This is a genomic window from Maribacter luteocoastalis, from assembly GCF_048890225.1.
GTDB classification, from domain to species: Bacteria; Bacteroidota; Bacteroidia; order Flavobacteriales; family Flavobacteriaceae; genus Maribacter; species Maribacter luteocoastalis.
Genome location: NZ_JBMFZG010000002.1, coordinates 243,991 through 260,732, shown reverse-complemented (window position 1 = coordinate 260,732; position 16,742 = coordinate 243,991). Strand labels below are relative to the sequence as shown.

Genomic DNA, 16,742 nt, shown 5'->3' with positions numbered 1-16,742 from the left:
TTATTAATGCTTTTCAATCAACAATTTAGTGTTTACTTCATCAAAGGCAATCTCTGTGCCATTTTCTAACTTTTCCTCAAAATTAAGTTCTGCTGTCAAAGTTTCAGTTTTAATATATGTTAAATTACTAGAAACGGCCTGTTCAACAAAACCATCTTTCTGCATTTTAACATCTATTTTATCCGTTACCTCAAAACCAGATTCCTTTCTTAAATTTTGAATTCTATTCACCAGCTCCCTGGCAATACCTTCTTTTCTTAACTCCTCATTTATCGTAACATCTAATGCTACTGTTATTTTGCCCGATGTTGCTACTAGCCAACCTTCTATATCTTGTGAACTAATCTCTACATCCTGAAACTGTAAAATAATGCTTTTATTTTCTATTTGGATGGATATTTCGCCCTCTTGCTCAATTTTTTGGATATCTTCCTGTGAAAAATGGTTTACTGCCTGGGCCACTAATTTCATATCCTTGCCAAATTTTGGGCCTAACGTCTTGAAATTGGGCTTAATACGTTTAACTAAAATTCCGGAGGCGTCATCCAATAACTGAACCTCCTTTACGTTCACTTCAGATTTAATTAAATCAGAAACCGCAAGAATATCAGCTTTATCCTGCTCATCCCGCACCGGAATCATGATTTTTTGAAGCGGCTGTCTTACTTTTATCTTCTCTTTTTGGCGAATAGACAACACCAAAGATGAAATTGTCTGTGCCTTGCCCATTTTAGCTTCTAAGCCCTTGTCTATTAAACAAACGTCCCCAACAGGGAAATTTGCCAAATGAACGCTTTCAAAAAGTTCTTCTTTTGTTGTTGCCATTAAATCCCTATAGAGTTGATCCATAAAGAATGGCGCCACAGGTGCACTTAGTTTGGAAACAGTTACCAAACATGTATATAAGGTTTGATATGCCGCTATTTTGTCTTGGCCATATTCTCCTTTCCAAAAACGCCTTCTACATAATCGAACATACCAATTACTTAAATTTTCCTGGACAAAATCTGAAATTGCCCTAGCGGCACGAGTAGGTTCATAATCTGAATATGCCTCGTCTACCACCCCAATTAGTGAGTTCAGCTCAGATAATATCCAACGATCTATTTCTGGCCTGTCTTTTACGGGTATTACCTTTTCCTCAAAGCTAAAATTATCAATATTGGCATATAGCGCAAAGAAAGAATACGTATTATAAAGCGTGCCAAAGAATTTCCTCTTTACCTCAAGAATGCCATCAGTATCAAATTTTAAATTATCCCAAGGATTGGCATTGCTAATCATATACCAACGGGTTGCATCTGCCCCGTGTTCGTTCATAGTCTCAAATGGATCCACAGCATTACCCAATCTTTTGGACATTTTTTTGCCTTCCTTATCTAAAACTAAACCGTTAGAAACTACATTTTTATACGCAACAGAGTCGAAAACCATTGTGGCAATTGCATGTAGGGTATAAAACCAACCTCTAGTCTGATCAACACCCTCTGCTATAAAATCTGCCGGAAAAGTTCTACCCTCATCAATTAAATCTTTATTCTCAAAGGGATAATGCCATTGGGCGTATGGCATAGAACCACTATCAAACCAAACGTCTATTAAATCACTTTCACGTTTCATTGGCTTTCCTGAAGGGGATACCAATGTAACTTGGTCAACAATGTTCTTATGTAAATCTATTTTCTCGTAGTTGTCATCCGACATGTTTCCTACTTCAAAATCTTCAAATACATCATTTTGTAACACCCCCGCACGAAGTGCTTTTTGTATTTCAGATTTTAATTCGGCAACCGAGCCAATAATTACCTCTTCCTTACCGTCCTCTGTTCTCCAAATAGGCAATGGAATACCCCAATATCTAGATCTGGATAAATTCCAATCATTTGCGTTTGCCAACCAATTGCCAAACCTACCTTCTCCTGTAGCCTTTGGTTTCCAATTTATGGTTTGGTTAAGTTCAAACATGCGGTCTTTGACATCTGTAACCTTAATAAACCATGAATCTAATGGATAATACAAGATTGGTTTGTCTGTACGCCAGCAGTTAGGATAGCTGTGCACGTACTTTTCTACTTTAAATGCCTTGTTCTCTTCTTTTAATTTTATCGCTATCTCAACGTCAACAGATCGTTCTGGTGCTTGCCCATCTTCATAATATTCATTCTTGACATATTTACCTCCAAGCTCTTTTAATTCTGGTCTAAATTTTCCCTGTAAATCTACTAATGGAACCAAGTTGGCATTTTCGTCCAAAACCAACATGGGTGGAATCTCCGGTACCGCTTGTTTTGCTACAAAAGCATCATCGGCACCAAACGTTGGAGCAGTATGTACTATACCCGTACCATCTTCCGTTGTAACAAAATCCCCTGCAATAATCCTAAATGCATTTTCAGCATTTTCATAAGGCAAGACATAATCCAGCAACTGTTGGTACTTTATCTCCAAGAGCTCTTTACCCTTAAACTCCTTTACGATGTAAAACGGTATTTTTTTATCGCCGGAATTATATCCGATCAAATCTGGTTTTTGTTCAACTGCATAATACTTGCCAGAAAACTGCTTCCCAACCAAATTTTTTGCAAGCACCACATTCATTGGCTCAAAGGTGTATTGGTTATAGGTCTCTACCAATACGTAATCTATTTTGGTGCCAACAGTTAATGCCGTGTTGGAAGGGAGTGTCCATGGCGTGGTAGTCCAAGCCAGAAAATATATTGTTCCCTCATTCTGTAAAAAGTCTGGCAAGGTTTCCTCAACTGCCTTAAATTGGGCAACAACGGTCGTGTCAGTAACATCTTGATAGGTTCCCGGTTGATTTAATTCATGAGAACTTAACCCCGTACCTGCCTTTGGGGAATACGGTTGTATGGTATACCCTTTGTATATTAGATTTTTATCATAAATCTGTTTTAGCAACCACCAAACAGATTCCATATATTTTGATTTATAGGTAATATATGGGTCGTTCATATCTACCCAATACCCTACCTGCTCTGTCATAGCATTCCAAACATCTGTATAACGCATAACCGCTTTTTTACAGGCAGCGTTGTATTCTTCAACAGAAATTTTAGTTCCAATATCTTCCTTTGTAATTCCCAATTCTTTTTCAACACCAAGCTCAATGGGTAAACCATGGGTATCCCAACCTGCTTTACGTTTTACTTGAAAACCTTTCATGGTCTTGTACCTAGGAAATATATCCTTTATGGTCCTGGCCATAACATGGTGTATACCAGGCATACCATTTGCAGAAGGTGGTCCTTCATAAAAAACATAACTCTCACTACCTTCTCTGGAACTTATACTTTTTTCAAATATTCCATGTTCTTTCCAGTAGCTTAGAACTTCTTCTGCAACCTTTGGTAAGTTTAATCCTTTATATTCTTCGAACTTCATACGAAATGCTTATAGTACTGGGTTTTAAGGCTGCAAAATTATAAAAATTAGATTTAACTAGACATCGATATCAGTATTGAAATAGATAAAAAGGTAAAGTACGGTGCAATTAAAAAATAATGTAGATCCAAATTAGGTTTTGAAACGTACATATCCTTATAAACAAACACTAAAAATTAACAAAAATGAAAAAAGTAATTCTAGGTTCAGTATTAATGTTAGCATTAAGCATCTCCTTAGTTTCTTGTAGGGAAACCACAGACAAAGCCAAAGATGCTGCTGAGCAAGCTGGTGAGGCTTTAGAGGAAACAGGTGAAGACCTAAAAGAAGCCGGTGAAGATATGATGGATGCGGCTGAAGATGCGATTGACAACGCTGCAGAAGCAGGTGAGGATGCAATGAATTCTGCAAAAGAAGCTGGTGAGGATGCGATTGAAGCAGTAAAAGAAGCTGGCGAAGATGTTAAAGACGCCACTAAAGATGCCGCTGACAAAGTTTCTGAAAAGGCTAAAGAAGTTAAAGAGGCAGTAAAAAACTAAATCATTAATTAGTTTTGATTTGAAGCCCGAATAATTCGGGCTTTTTCATTTTTAAAAATGATATCCCAAACCTAATATAAGGTTATTCCCCGCTGAAGCAATCCCGGAAGAATATGACCTGTACCGTTGGTTTGTAATGTTCTCATAACTCAAAGTGGCCTTTACCCTATTAGAAATATTGTATTGTGAACGAAAATTCAACGTGTACCATGAAGGTGAATATGGATAACCTTTAGTGTCTTTGGCATAGATATAATCCTTTGACCGTTCCGACAATGCCAAATCTTCATAACCAAGTTCTCCATTATAGTTAAGGAATACATCAGTCTTTAATTTTTGGTTCTTCCAAATCACATGGAAATCACCAAATGTAGGAGCAGCATGTCTTGCTGGCGTATCTGTTCCGTCATCCTCTTCCTCAATACCTTCCGTAATCGTTAAGTTGCTTGATAAGGACCAATTATCCGATATAAAAGCATCCAACCCAAACTCAAAACCATAAACATAAGCTTTTGCCGCATTCTGAATTGCCTGAACATTGCTCAATTCCCCATTATACTCTATTTGCTCCATTCCGTAAAAAGAAAAGTCCCTCCGCACTAGGGCATCAACCAAATACGTATAAAATGTAGCCCCTTTTAACACCACCTTGTCCTTAAAGTTTTTTTGAATGCCAAACTCTATATTATAGGCATATTCTGATTCTAAATCTGGGTTGGGCACTACCACTGAACCTGGTTCAGAATCAAATATTTTACCTACATCATCAATGTTCGGCGCCCTAAATCCCGTGGAGCCATTCACTGTAATCTGTAGATCTTCTTTTGGGAACCAGCTAAATCCCAAACTTCCTGTAACTGCTCCCGTACTCAGGTCAGCATCATCAAACGGAAAATCATAAAAGGTTTGGTCAAAAAGTGCATTAATCCAAACCTGGCTATATCTCAGACCGGACATTATGGTAAAATTTGGTTTTGCTTTATATTCCCCATTTACATAACCCGCCAAACTTTTCCAAGTTGACCCATTAGGATATCTTGAGGGCGCATTTAAAACCTCTTTTGTAACTATGTTGATGTCTGAACCTTTGGAATAGACTTTATTAAATATAAATTCGCTGCCATAATACAATCTAAAGTTCCCAATTTTCTTGTTCTCAAAATCTAAATTGATGTTCAATGCATCTACCTTTTCAGTTGTATTATTTAACATGGCATCTTGAAAATCCCTATTGTTTCTGCTTTCTTCAAAATGCTGGTAGGCTGTTGTAACTTTTAACCCATCATAAAATTTCCCGTTCCCTTTCTTTTTTAACTGCGCATTGGCCATAAACCATTTTTGTGGACCGTAATACCATTCTGCAGACCTGAGTCCTTCCCCATCACTAGTTGGTCTAATCAAGCGGTCATATCTAGAATAATCTGAAGTTTCAGAATAATATGCCCCTAAATTTAAATCCCAATTGGCATTAGGTTTAAAAAGGATTTTTTGCATAATGTTAATCTGATCATAACCCGTTGTAACTTGTTTTCTAGGATTGTCATTATTCCACAAAATATCCTTTCCATTCACGGTTTGCACATAGGTTTCCCTTAAATAAGAATCAGGTCCTTTTTTACCCATATTTAAATCACCGAATTCATTATAAGTAAAACTGGTAAGTGATGCCCATTTACTTTTTCCAATATTTATATCTGTATGTATGGTATTTTCCGTATTTGCCGTTGCAAAACGATAATTTGAGTTTCCATGGACCAATAGTGCATCCTTGGGACTTAATGTTGGCCTTTTAGTATAAAAATTCATGACGCCTCCTATAGCATCACTACCATATATAACAGAGCCAGGCCCAAAAATTACTTCAGTATTTCTTATAGAAAATGGATCAATAGAAATGACATTTTGTAAATTCCCCCCCCTAAAAATGGCATTGTTCATTCGTACGCCATCTACGGATAAGACCAATCTATTGGTTGAAAAACCACGTATCATAGGACTACCCCCACCTAACTGACTTTTTTGCACGAAGACCTTGCCGCTATTTTGCAATAAGTCCGCCGAAGTTTGGGGTGTTGTAAATGCAATGGTCCTTGCGTCTATTGAAGTAATTTTATTTGGAATATCTTTTTTCTGCTGTTCCCATTTAGAAACAGACATAATTACCTCATCTAACTGCTCCGGCTTCATAACAAGATAAACCTTAAAATCTTGTTTGCCGATTTGTTCTTTGGTGGTTTTCTTTACCTCGTAACTAAGATGTTGGATCGTTAGACGTTCCCTGCTTGAAAATTTTGAGGTATTAAAATTCCCATCAAAATCTGTCAGGGCAATTTTACTTTTATCGTTATTAAATATGGCCACATTTGCAATGGGTTCATTAGTTTCGATATCTAGAATAATGACTTCTTGCGACCGACCAATAATTGTACATAAAAATAAAACAACAAATGTAATTTTGTGCATACTAATTGAAAACTTCATTTAGAATTGCAAGTGACTTAGGTTTTCTAAATCCTTGTAGATGTAATTCATAATAGAGAACAAGGGATTTGAGCAACTCTTGACGATTTTCCTTCCTCATCTTGATTGTATGAATTGTATCAAAATTTATGCCTAAAAATTGTTTAAAAAATGAAAGGTTTTCACCAGTCAATAATGGGTTCAATGTTGGTACTCTATTAAACTCCCCTTCCAACAGGTCAAAACAATCAGCATCGATAGCATTGGTATCCGGGTAAAAGCCTAGGTACTTGGTAAGTAGCAATAAAAAATGGAGGTGGAAATTGGAAATTTCAGTATGCATATCCAACCATTGTAGCGATGCCTCTATAAAGCTAAAAAGCTCATCGTTCTGTTCTTCTTCATAAATGCTATTTCCCAACATTTCCGCTAAAAAAAATGACATGGCATTTTTAACCACATTGGTATGTAAGGTTTGGTAATGATAACTCACTTTGGCCTCCCTAATACTTTCTAGGGTTCCTTTATTACGATGATTGGCAACAAGCTCTAGTTGAGTTAGTGGCTGAAAAAGTGCTGTTCTAAGCTTTCCTTTTTTTGATGCCAATACTCCTTTTAACAAGTAAGATTTAACCCCAGCTGAAGCTGTAAATGCTTTTACAATAAGACTGGTATCCCCATATTTTAGTTGGGTTAAAATAATGGCCTTGGTGGTTATTTGCATCTACTTTAACGATTTGCACAAAGATAATAGCCATAAACAAAGCAAACCACCGGTATCAAATAAAAAAGACCTAACAAATAACAATTATCTGTTAGGTCTACCAATTATTGCTCGTTTAATGAGCTATTTTCTATTTTTAGATGACACCTTGGGCCAACATAGCATCTGCAACTTTTACGAAACCTGCAATATTTGCACCTTTTACATAATTGCAATAACCGTCCTCCTCTTTTCCATAAGCTATACAAGAATCGTGTATATCAGCCATAATACCTTTTAACCTTTCATCTACCTCCTCCCTTGTCCAACTAATTCTCAAGGAGTTTTGTGACATTTCTAAACCAGAGGTGGCTACACCACCTGCATTGGATGCCTTTCCTGGGGCGAATAGTAATTTTGCGTCATGAAACGCATGTACCGCCTCAGTTGTACAAGGCATATTTGCGCCTTCAGCGACACAAATACAGCCATTATCCATGAGCTTCTTGGCATCTTTTTCATCCATCTCATTTTGGGTTGCACAAGGCAAGGCTATATCACATTTTACTTCCCATGGTGTTTTACCCTTATGGTATGTTGCAGAAGAATATTTAACTGCATATTCTGATATACGTCCTCTTTTATTGTTCTTTAAATCCATTACAAAAGCCAACTTCTCTTCATCTATACCAGCCTCATCTACAACATACCCACTAGAATCAGATAATGTAATTACTTTACCTCCAAGCTGTATAACTTTTTCAGCTGCATACTGTGCCACATTTCCAGAACCTGAAATAACAACGGTTTTACCATCAAAATCCTCCCCTTTAGTTTTTAACATACTCTGTGCAAAATATACTGTACCATACCCTGTTGCTTCTGGTCGTATTTTAGATCCTCCCCAAGAAAGTCCTTTCCCTGTTAGTACCCCTGTGAACTCATTTCTAATTTTTTTATACATTCCGAACAAGTAACCTATTTCCCTGGCGCCTACACCAATATCTCCAGCTGGCACATCCGTATTAGGACCTATGTGCCTATTGAGTTCTAACATAAAAGCGTGGCAAAAACGCATTACCTCATCATCTGATTTGCCTTTTGGGTCAAAATCAGACCCTCCTTTACCACCGCCCATAGGCAAAGTGGTCAAACTGTTCTTGAATACTTGTTCAAATGCCAAAAACTTTAAAATACTTGCGTTTACCGTAGGATGAAAACGCAGGCCACCCTTGTAAGGTCCTATAGCAGAATTCATTTGGATACGGTAGCCACGATTCACATGGATCTCTCCTTCATCATCTACCCATGCCACTCTAAATGATATTAGCCTTTCTGGCTCAACCATTCTGAGCAAAATGTTCTTACCGTTATAAATTTCATGTTTTGCAATGTAAGGTATTACAGTATCGGCTACTTCCTGTACTGCTTGGATAAATTCTGGCTCATGACCATTTCTGGTTTTCACCTCATCCATAAACGCTTTAATTTTTGCTTCCATAGAGATAATTGATATCAATTTAAATTAACGAATTCAAAATATATCGGCAAAATTATATTATTATTATAATTTAAGTGCTGTTTTTTTAATTATTCAATAAATTTTATTGTTTTATCTGTGTTGTTTTGAATTATATGAAGAATAGTCACGCTTTTGCTCTAAACTATAAATTTATCTCGTATCTACCCCAAAGCCTGTTCTAAATCTGCAATAAGATCGTCTATATCTTCAATACCAACACTTAGTCGAACCATGGCATCTACAACTCCACTTTTCTCTCTTTCCTCTTTAGGAATACTGGCATGTGTCATACTTGCGGGGTGTCCGGCAAGACTTTCTACACCTCCTAACGATTCTGCCAAAGTAAATACCTGTAAGCGCTCTACCAATGCAATGGCATCTTCATAACTGCTACCTTTGGTTACAAATGAAATCATTCCGCCATAGTCCTTCATTTGACTTTTTGCGATATCATGATTGGGATGATCTTCCAATCCAGGGTAGTAGACTTTTTCTATTTTGGGATGTTTTACCAAAAACAATGCTATTGCTCTTCCATTTTCACAATGTCGCTGCATGCGTACATGTAAGGTTTTTATTCCTCTTAAAACCAGGAAACTATCCATGGGGCCACAAATGGCACCACTTGCATTTTGTATAAAGTATAATCTTTTGGCCAGCTCCTTGTTCCTTACAATAAGTGCTCCAACCACAACATCACTATGCCCTCCCAAATATTTGGTAGCGGAATGCATTACAATATCTGCCCCAAGATCTAACGGTGTTTGTAAATATGGTGTAGCAAATGTGTTATCTACTGCTAAAAGAACATTATATTGTTTGGCAAGTTTAGAAATTGCCATTATGTCTATAATATTCATCATTGGGTTGGTTGGAGTCTCAACCCAAATTAATTTTGTTTTTGAATTGATATGCCTTGCAATATTCCCAGCATTTTGCATCCCTACAAACTTAAAAATGATGCCATATCGTTCAAATATTTGCTTAAATAGCCTATAACTCCCACCATAAAGATCATTTGTAGAAAGCACCTCGTCCCCTGGCTGAAGTAATTTAATAACAGCATCTATAGCCGCCAATCCACTAGCAAATGCAAGTCCATAATTACCATTTTCTATACAAGCTAGGGCATTCTCCAAAGCCGTACGCGTTGGATTTGCAGTTCTAGAGTACTCGTAGCCCTTATGATTCCCTGGAGTAGATTGTGCGTATGTGGATGTTTGGTAAATCGGGGCCATTACCGCACCATAAGCACAATCTGGTTGTTGCCCTCCATGAATAACCTTACTATTAAATTTTAACGGTTTTTTACCCATAAACTAAAATTATTAAAACAAATGTATCGTTATCTTTCGGAGATTACAATGAAGAGCTAATTTAGCCCCAAAAGTGTTTTTAAGATATGAAAACCCCAATATTGTACTTATTTCTACTTATCGTGATTCTATCATGTGAAAAGGAAAACAAACTCATATTTGAACCCATTTCTTTAAACAACCCACATTGTAATGACTGTGCCTTGGTTACGGTAGAATACCCCAAAGTATTAAATGATGGTAAAATTGGTAGAACCATTAACACTGCACTTGCAGAGGAGATAATATATACTTTAAATTTTAATGAAGATCAATCTGCTAGTGATGTAAATAATGCCATTTCATCCTTTCAAAAAGAATTTGGGGAATTACGGGAAAAGTATGTGGAAGAAACCACACCATGGGAAGCTACCATTAAATGTACGGTCTCTTATGAAGATGATAATGTTTTAACCATAAAGTTAGAATCCTATTTATTTACCGGTGGCGCACATGGCTACTCTACCATACACTTTTTAAATTTTGATAAAGTAAAAGGAATAGAATTGGATAACTCTCAGTTATTTAAGGATAAAGAAAAATTTATCGCCTTTGCAGAAACCAAATTTAGGGAACAAGAAAAAATACCTATTTCCCAACCTATCAATAGCACGGGTTTTATGTTTGAATCTGAAACATTTAATCTGCCGGAAAATATAGGATATACACAAGATGGACTTCAACTTTTTTATGAGCAATACGAGATAGCTTCCTATGCAGACGGGCCAATTATCCTTACCCTGCCCTATCCTGAATTAAAGGATTTTCTGGTGTTTATTGAAAAATACTAATTATAATAGCTTTTTTCTTAAAGCTAAAATTGACCCCAAATGTAGCCCTTCATGAAAAAGATTAAATGCGATAGCATCCTCAACATTTTTTAGAGTCACTTTTGCACTTGTTGTATATTCCATATAGTTTTTAAAAAGTCCTGCCTCATAATCTTCTTTTGCCCAAATTACAGTGACGACTAAAAGGTCAGCAATCATTTTTATTTCTTCGTCTTTAGCTGTGCCATCCGGAACCGTATCTTTTTTAAACTTATTTATTAATTCCTCAGGAACTCTCATCGGCAGCCCACTTAGTTTATATAACAATACTTGTTGGGTTACCACAACATGAGCTATGTTCCACCAAATGTTATTTCTATAACCTTCAGGGATTTTTAATAAATCCTCCTTTGAAGTACTTTCAAGTAACGTACTTAGGTTTTTTCTGTTCTGTAGTGTAAATTCAAATATGTTATTCAAAATGTCAAGGTTTTAATACGATTTAAAAATAGTACAATTCAAGGGATTTGGGTTTCTTTGTAGTTTAAATAACCTTCAGAAATTGATGAAAAAAATATACCACCTGAGCACTTGTAACACTTGTCAACGCATAATTAAAGAATTACAGCCCTTAGATGGTTTTATAGTACAGGATATAAAAACAGAACCAATATCCAAAATACAATTAGAAGGAATGCGGGAGCTAACTGATAGTTATGAGTCGCTTTTTAGTAGAAGGGCCGTGCTTTTTCGAGAAAGAAATTTAAAAAACAGCAACCTAACGGAAGAAGATTATAAAGATTTAATTTTAGAACATTATACATTTCTTAAAAGACCTGTTTTAATTGTTGACGATAAAATTTTTATTGGGAATAGTAAAAAAGTAGTGGATGCTGCTAAGCAAACCATACATTCTTGAGTAAACGAACACTTGCTATTTTCGCAGCTATAGGTGCTACTACAATTTATGGCCTTAATCATACCATTGCCAAAGGGGTGATGCCCATTTATGTGCCTCCAATGGGGTTTATAATGTTAAGGGTTATAGGTGCCTCTGCCTTGTTTTGGCTTATTTCAATCTTTGGTCCCAAGGAAAAGATCGATAAAAAAGACTTTCCAAAAATGTTGCTATGTGCTTTACTTGGTATGGGCTTCAATATGTTGGTCTTTTTTAAAGGACTGTCCCTTTCAACTCCAATAAATAGTGCTGTTTTGGTGACTACAACTCCAATAATTGTTTTAATATTATCGGCCATTGTTCTTAAAGAGCATATAGGGAACCGAAAAATAATTGGAATAGGAATAGGGCTTTTAGGCGCACTGGGGCTTATACTTTTTGGGGCTGAAATTAGACAGGATGCTCCCAATATTCCTTTAGGGAACTTTTTGATCTTGCTAAACTCAATTTTCTATGGAGCGTATTTAATTGTTGTAAAAACGCTAATTACAAAATACCACCCATTTACTTTTATGAAATGGTTATTTACAGTGGGTATTCTTATTTGCCTACCATTTGGTTACCAAGAACTCACACAAATTGAATGGTTAGACTTACCAATTGAGGCTGTTGGTGCAATTGCTTTTGTAATAATAGGCACTACATTTTGCACCTACCTTTTCAACATTTTTGCCTTGACCCAATTAAAAGCCTCTACATTAAGTGCCTTCGTTTATGTACAACCGTTGATAGGCATATGTTATGCTATTGGCACTGGTCAAGACCGTTTAACAACAATTAAGATTATTGCCGCATGTTTTGTAATGCTTGGCGTTTATTTAGCAAGCAAAAAACCTATTTCTACTGTAGACAAAAAAGTTTAAGGCTTAAAGAATAGAATCCTTGCAATATTCTAAATGCCTACGCATTAGCAATACTGCCCTATTATGATTTCTATGGTGAATGGCAGATATAATATCCAGGTGTTCTTGTAAAACATCATTTAAGGACCGCGTAATCCCAATTAGCTCCATTGATTCCCAAAAATTGGATTTATCAAATAATTCCTTAAGTGTTTTGTTACCACAATTATTTACAATCAATTCGTGAAAATGCCGGTCTATTTTTTGAAAAACATGGATGCTTTGTGGCCCTTTCTCAAAAGGTACCATAAGATTTCTTAAATCGTCTATTTTATCTTGCGCTGCAGTTAATGTGAAAAGTTTTACGGCCTTGGTCTCTAGAGCAATTCTGCAATCCAGAATTTCTATCATCTCTACTGTGCTTATTTCACGCACTTGAACACTTTTGTTTGGCGAAATAATTATTAAATTTTCGTTGGCCAATTTTTCAATTGCCAAATCCAACAAATTATCACTTGTTTGAAGTTCTACGGCCAAACTAGGCCTACTCACTTGCAGCCCTGGCAATAGTTTTTTTGTCACGATCATTTTTCGCAACTTTATATAGACATCCTCTAGTTGTTCAACCAATGACTGCATAAAAACTTAAATATAAAAAATGCAAACTAATTATGAGCAGTCCTCCTCTTAAATAGTTCAGATTTTATCTACTATAAATCAATATTTTTAGGAGTTTTAGCGAATTTACGGGTATCCTCCTTGGTCAATATTCTAAAGCCATCTGCCCTTTCAACATTGGAAAAGGTTTTTAAAAAGTTCTCTGGCAGCCCTATTAATTTTCTAGTCTGTAAATCCACCCAAGACCCCATCATTTCACAATGCGCAAAATTAATCCCTTTATGGTCATAAAAGTTATGATGGAATTCAAAAAATTTAGCATCCTCGCTCATCCCCATAACTTCCAAAGAAACATTTATGGGTTTTCCAGGAAATGCCTCTTTAAAATAATAAACATGCTCATAGAAGACCACAGGTCCAATTTCATGCATAGCCAATAATTTATGGCTAAATCCTATTTCCATTAAAAACGACATTCGTGTATGGCTCATAAGGTTCAGATATGCTGAATTTGCCAAATGTCTATTGGCATCAATATCGCTCCACCGTATTTCAAATTCCTTTAAATACATTTTTCTAATTTTCTATGCATGCATAATACTTGATAAAAATACCATAGTTTTGGGAAAGTAAATATCCTTATTAAAGGATATTTGCTTAAATTCTAAAAATCAATATTACTTTCTATGGAATCAAAGGCACCGTTCATTAAAGAATTAACCCTACCAGCCATATCAGCGCCCATGTTCTTAATTTCTGGTCCTGAATTGGTTATATCATGTTGTAAAAATGGTATAGTAGGCACTTTTCCTGCTTTAAACCAGCGCACTAGTGAAGGTTTTGAGGAGTGGTTAATAGAGATTAAGACAGCCTTAAAAGAATTTGAAGAAGAAACAGGGAAAAAAGCGGCCCCTTTTGGTGTAAACTTAATTGTACACCAAACCAACCCTAGATTGGAGGCCGACCTTAAACTCTGTATAAAACATAAAGTCCCATTAATAATAACCTCCTTGGGGGCGGTATCACAAGTTGTTGATGCTATTCATAGTTATGGTGGTTTGGTATTTCATGATGTTATTAAAAAAAGACATGCGCAAAAAGCCTCAGAAGCAGGAGTAGATGGTTTAATTCTTGTTACTGCTGGTGCGGGTGGTCATGCAGGCACGATCAACCCCATGACCTTAGTTGCGGAAATAAAGCAGTTTTATCACAAAACCATTATACTTTCGGGTTGTATAAGTACAGGAAGGGACATTGCTTCTGCTCTACAAATGGGAGCGGATATGGCCTATATGGGTACGCGCTTTATCAATACAAATGAAAGCAAAGCAACTCCTGAATACAGAAAAATGATAATAGATGCCGGGGCAAGTGATATCGTTTATACTGCTTCTATTTCTGGAGTTCACGCCAACTTTTTAGGGGCAAGTTTACGAGCAGCGGGAATAACCGAGGAAGATCTTAAAAAAGATACCAAGATAGATTTTGGCAAAGAAATGGATACAGAGGCCAAAGCTTGGAAAACGATTTGGTCTGCGGGTCAAGGTGTTGCGTTAATTCAGGATTCTGTCCCCGTAGCCGACTTAATTACCAAGCTCAAAACAGAATTTATTTTGGCCTTAGAGGATCAAACTAAACTTCTGTTACACTATACCAAGAAATAAGGTTAATTCATAAATTCTTAGTTGTACAAGAATGCCATTAGTAAGTTCTAAATACCAAACAGGATTATTTTTTAGAAATGGGCATTTATCAACCATTTATGCCGGGTTAGTAAGAAGAGTAGATTATACAGAACAATATAGGGAAAGACTTTTATTAAGTGATGGGGATTTTTTGGATTTAGATTGGAGTTATGCCCAAGCCCCAACTTCGAAAGTGGTAGTCATTATTCATGGTTTAGAAGGTAATTCTAAAAGAGCTTATATTAAGGGAAGTGCAAAAATTCTACAACAAAATGGCTTTGATGTCTGCGCCGTTAATTTGAGAGGGTGCAGCGGAGAGCCAAATAAACTGTTTAGATCCTATCATTCAGGTGCTACAGAAGATTTACAAGAAATAATAGTATCAATCTTAGAAAAGGACAAATACCAAAATATTCTTCTGCATGGGTTTAGTCTTGGGGGTAATCTTCTCTTAAAATATTTAGGCGAAAGTAACAGCATTCCAAAATATATTAAGGGTGCTGTTGCCGTTTCTGTTCCTTGTAAATTAGATGATTCCTTAGCACAATTGCTCTCTTTAAAAAATGCGCATTATGCCCAAAAATTTAAAAAAAACTTGATTGATAAGCTTAAAATAAAACAACAGCTTTTCCCTTCGGAAATTTCCGTTTCTGATATAAAAAAGATTAAAACGTTAAAAGATTTTGATGACATCTACACTAGTAAGGCGCATGGTTTTAGAGATGCAATGGACTATTATGATAAATGCAGTTGTTTGCAGTTTCTAAAAAATATCAAAGTACCTTCCTTGATTATAAATGCACAAAACGATACTTTTCTTGGTGAAGCCTGTTACCCTGTTCAAGAAGCAAAATATAACGAAAATCTATTTCTAGAAATTCCCAAACATGGCGGACATGTGGGATTTCATGGTAAAAATAATATAACATATAGCGAAAAGCGAACAACAGAATTTCTTAAAAATTTATAGACTGAGTGTTGAGCAAATAAAAATTCCTATATTAGTCCTTGCAACAATTTTTTTAGACTTAAAGACAATAGAAAATGCGAAAATTAGTAACCTTATTAGCCCTTGGAACATTAGTAGTTAGCTGTGGTGAAAAGAAAGAAGAAAAGAAAGATGGTTTTGAAATGAACCGTGCCAAAAAGGAAGTTAAGGCCGCCACAACAGCAGAAGGTGTGCCGGTAGATATGGACAATAAGGGTGTAGGTCCAATTTCAAATGTAGATTTTGGAGATGAGATCAATGCTGATTTAGCTGCTGCAGGGAGTGAAAAATTTCAAACTGTCTGTACTGCATGCCATATGGCAGAACAACGTATGATTGGACCAGCTTTAAAAGGTGTTTATGAAAGAAGAAGTCCAGAATGGGTAATGAACATGATTTTAAATCCTGATGGCATGCTTAAAGAAGATCCAATTGCTAAAGCTTTATTAAAAGAATACAATAATGCTATAATGCTTAATCAAAACTTAAGTGAGGATGATGCAAGAGCGGTAGCCGAGTACTTGCGTACGCTTTAAAAAATATCCCAAAACTCTATTGGGACTATAAAAAAACCCTTTCAAATTATTGAAAGGGTTTTTTTATTTCTCATTAATTATAAATTGGTAATTCTGTAACAGGTAAAGAAGTTTTTCTACTTATTGTATATAAAATATCATCTTTTGGGATCAGCCAGTCAACCAATGTTAGTTATTAAAGCAAATAAGGCTCTATTAAAGAAAAGACGCTCCTATAAAGAGATTCGGGAACACTATGAAAATTACAACCAAGAAACCAAACTCTCCTTTAAGCAGCTTACCCCTTTTCAGCAAAAATTAATACGGGATAAAATTATTATGAAGGCGGAACAAAATCAATGAAACAATTTAGTAATCTCAACAA

General features: G+C 36.0%; 16 protein-coding genes. 8 read left to right on the top strand and 8 right to left on the bottom strand.

The window, feature by feature from the left end:
* Window positions 1-3: 3 nt before the first annotated feature.
* The gene (gene ileS, locus ACOCEA_RS05720) at window positions 4-3,402 is read right to left on the bottom strand and encodes an isoleucine--tRNA ligase (protein ID WP_420755251.1); all 3,399 of its coding nucleotides are present in this window, start codon (window positions 3,400-3,402) and stop codon (window positions 4-6) included.
* A gap of 215 nt (window positions 3,403-3,617) precedes the next feature.
* Here ileS and ACOCEA_RS05715 point away from each other — a divergent pair, with 215 nt between their 5' ends.
* A complete protein-coding gene (locus tag ACOCEA_RS05715) occupies window positions 3,618-3,941 on the top strand; it encodes a hypothetical protein (RefSeq protein ID WP_420755250.1) in 324 nt (107 codons plus the stop codon).
* Between the two features lie 51 nt (window positions 3,942-3,992).
* Here the strand turns inward: ACOCEA_RS05715 and ACOCEA_RS05710 are convergent, their stop codons facing one another.
* The 4 genes from ACOCEA_RS05710 to ACOCEA_RS05695 all read right to left on the bottom strand — a co-directional run bounded on the left by ACOCEA_RS05710 (window position 3,993) and on the right by ACOCEA_RS05695 (window position 9,942).
* The gene (locus ACOCEA_RS05710; RefSeq protein ID WP_420755249.1) at window positions 3,993-6,404 is read right to left on the bottom strand and encodes a TonB-dependent receptor; all 2,412 of its coding nucleotides are present in this window, start codon (window positions 6,402-6,404) and stop codon (window positions 3,993-3,995) included.
* Window position 6,405: 1 nt separating this feature from the next.
* Window positions 6,406-7,125, bottom strand: coding sequence for a DNA repair protein RecO (gene recO, locus ACOCEA_RS05705; protein ID WP_420755248.1), 720 nt, complete (start codon window positions 7,123-7,125; stop codon window positions 6,406-6,408).
* Window positions 7,126-7,261: 136 nt separating this feature from the next.
* A complete protein-coding gene (gdhA, locus tag ACOCEA_RS05700; protein WP_420755247.1) occupies window positions 7,262-8,605 on the bottom strand; it encodes an NADP-specific glutamate dehydrogenase in 1,344 nt (447 codons plus the stop codon).
* A 182-nt stretch (window positions 8,606-8,787) separates the two neighbouring features.
* Window positions 8,788-9,942: a cystathionine gamma-synthase gene (locus ACOCEA_RS05695; protein WP_420755246.1), complete on the bottom strand. Its 1,155-nt coding sequence runs from the start codon at window positions 9,940-9,942 to the stop codon at window positions 8,788-8,790.
* A gap of 86 nt (window positions 9,943-10,028) precedes the next feature.
* On the opposite strand from ACOCEA_RS05695, the gene ACOCEA_RS05690 reads away from it, so the two are divergent.
* Complete coding sequence (locus ACOCEA_RS05690; protein WP_420755245.1) at window positions 10,029-10,772, top strand: DUF3298 and DUF4163 domain-containing protein; 744 nt, start codon at window positions 10,029-10,031, stop codon at window positions 10,770-10,772.
* On the opposite strand, the gene ACOCEA_RS05685 is transcribed toward ACOCEA_RS05690, so the two are convergent.
* Complete coding sequence (locus ACOCEA_RS05685; protein WP_420755244.1) at window positions 10,773-11,231, bottom strand: DinB family protein; 459 nt, start codon at window positions 11,229-11,231, stop codon at window positions 10,773-10,775.
* An 85-nt stretch (window positions 11,232-11,316) separates the two neighbouring features.
* Here ACOCEA_RS05685 and ACOCEA_RS05680 point away from each other — a divergent pair, with 85 nt between their 5' ends.
* Together ACOCEA_RS05680 and ACOCEA_RS05675 are read left to right on the top strand one after the other, a co-directional pair.
* Window positions 11,317-11,670, top strand: coding sequence for an arsenate reductase family protein (locus ACOCEA_RS05680; RefSeq protein WP_420755243.1), 354 nt, complete (start codon window positions 11,317-11,319; stop codon window positions 11,668-11,670).
* On the top strand, window positions 11,667-12,572 hold the full coding sequence (locus ACOCEA_RS05675) for a DMT family transporter (RefSeq protein WP_420755242.1): 906 nt from the start codon (window positions 11,667-11,669) through the stop codon (window positions 12,570-12,572). The genes ACOCEA_RS05680 and ACOCEA_RS05675 overlap by 4 nt, the downstream gene beginning before the upstream one ends.
* Before the next feature lie 3 nt (window positions 12,573-12,575).
* On the opposite strand, the gene ACOCEA_RS05670 is transcribed toward ACOCEA_RS05675, so the two are convergent.
* Together ACOCEA_RS05670 and ACOCEA_RS05665 are read right to left on the bottom strand one after the other, a co-directional pair.
* Entirely contained in the window at window positions 12,576-13,190 is a 615-nt protein-coding gene (locus tag ACOCEA_RS05670; protein WP_420755241.1) for a GntR family transcriptional regulator, read from the bottom strand.
* Window positions 13,191-13,261: 71 nt separating this feature from the next.
* Window positions 13,262-13,741, bottom strand: a complete 480-nt coding sequence (locus ACOCEA_RS05665) for an acyl-CoA thioesterase (protein WP_420755240.1) — start codon at window positions 13,739-13,741, stop codon at window positions 13,262-13,264.
* A 114-nt stretch (window positions 13,742-13,855) separates the two neighbouring features.
* Here ACOCEA_RS05665 and ACOCEA_RS05660 point away from each other — a divergent pair, with 114 nt between their 5' ends.
* The 4 genes from ACOCEA_RS05660 (at window position 13,856) to ACOCEA_RS05645 (ending at window position 16,720) form a co-directional block, all read left to right on the top strand.
* On the top strand, window positions 13,856-14,833 hold the full coding sequence (locus ACOCEA_RS05660; RefSeq protein WP_420755239.1) for an NAD(P)H-dependent flavin oxidoreductase: 978 nt from the start codon (window positions 13,856-13,858) through the stop codon (window positions 14,831-14,833).
* 31 nt (window positions 14,834-14,864) lie between these two features.
* Complete coding sequence (locus tag ACOCEA_RS05655; protein ID WP_420755238.1) at window positions 14,865-15,824, top strand: YheT family hydrolase; 960 nt, start codon at window positions 14,865-14,867, stop codon at window positions 15,822-15,824.
* A 74-nt stretch (window positions 15,825-15,898) separates the two neighbouring features.
* Window positions 15,899-16,378: a c-type cytochrome gene (locus tag ACOCEA_RS05650; protein WP_420755237.1), complete on the top strand. Its 480-nt coding sequence runs from the start codon at window positions 15,899-15,901 to the stop codon at window positions 16,376-16,378.
* Between the two features lie 165 nt (window positions 16,379-16,543).
* Window positions 16,544-16,720 (top strand): hypothetical protein, encoded by a 177-nt coding sequence (locus ACOCEA_RS05645; protein ID WP_420755236.1) that lies wholly within the window; start codon window positions 16,544-16,546, stop codon window positions 16,718-16,720.
* Window positions 16,721-16,742 lie beyond the last annotated feature (22 nt).

Bases quoted from the DNA above. Each gene is read 5' to 3' on its own strand.
- ileS (WP_420755251.1), bottom strand. From the start codon at position 3,402: ATGAAGTTCGAAGAATATAAAGGATTAAACTTACCAAAGGTTGCAGAA.
- ACOCEA_RS05715 (WP_420755250.1), top strand. From the start codon at position 3,618: ATGTTAGCATTAAGCATCTCCTTAGTTTCTTGTAGGGAAACCACAGAC.
- ACOCEA_RS05710 (WP_420755249.1), bottom strand. From the start codon at position 6,404: ATGCACAAAATTACATTTGTTGTTTTATTTTTATGTACAATTATTGGT.
- recO (WP_420755248.1), bottom strand. From the start codon at position 7,125: ATGCAAATAACCACCAAGGCCATTATTTTAACCCAACTAAAATATGGG.
- gdhA (WP_420755247.1), bottom strand. From the start codon at position 8,605: ATGGAAGCAAAAATTAAAGCGTTTATGGATGAGGTGAAAACCAGAAAT.
- ACOCEA_RS05695 (WP_420755246.1), bottom strand. From the start codon at position 9,942: ATGGGTAAAAAACCGTTAAAATTTAATAGTAAGGTTATTCATGGAGGG.
- ACOCEA_RS05690 (WP_420755245.1), top strand. From the start codon at position 10,029: ATGAAAACCCCAATATTGTACTTATTTCTACTTATCGTGATTCTATCA.
- ACOCEA_RS05680 (WP_420755243.1), top strand. From the start codon at position 11,317: ATGAAAAAAATATACCACCTGAGCACTTGTAACACTTGTCAACGCATA.
- ACOCEA_RS05670 (WP_420755241.1), bottom strand. From the start codon at position 13,190: ATGCAGTCATTGGTTGAACAACTAGAGGATGTCTATATAAAGTTGCGA.
- ACOCEA_RS05665 (WP_420755240.1), bottom strand. From the start codon at position 13,741: ATGTATTTAAAGGAATTTGAAATACGGTGGAGCGATATTGATGCCAAT.
- ACOCEA_RS05660 (WP_420755239.1), top strand. From the start codon at position 13,856: ATGGAATCAAAGGCACCGTTCATTAAAGAATTAACCCTACCAGCCATA.
- ACOCEA_RS05655 (WP_420755238.1), top strand. From the start codon at position 14,865: ATGCCATTAGTAAGTTCTAAATACCAAACAGGATTATTTTTTAGAAAT.
- ACOCEA_RS05650 (WP_420755237.1), top strand. From the start codon at position 15,899: ATGCGAAAATTAGTAACCTTATTAGCCCTTGGAACATTAGTAGTTAGC.
- ACOCEA_RS05645 (WP_420755236.1), top strand. From the start codon at position 16,544: ATGTTAGTTATTAAAGCAAATAAGGCTCTATTAAAGAAAAGACGCTCC.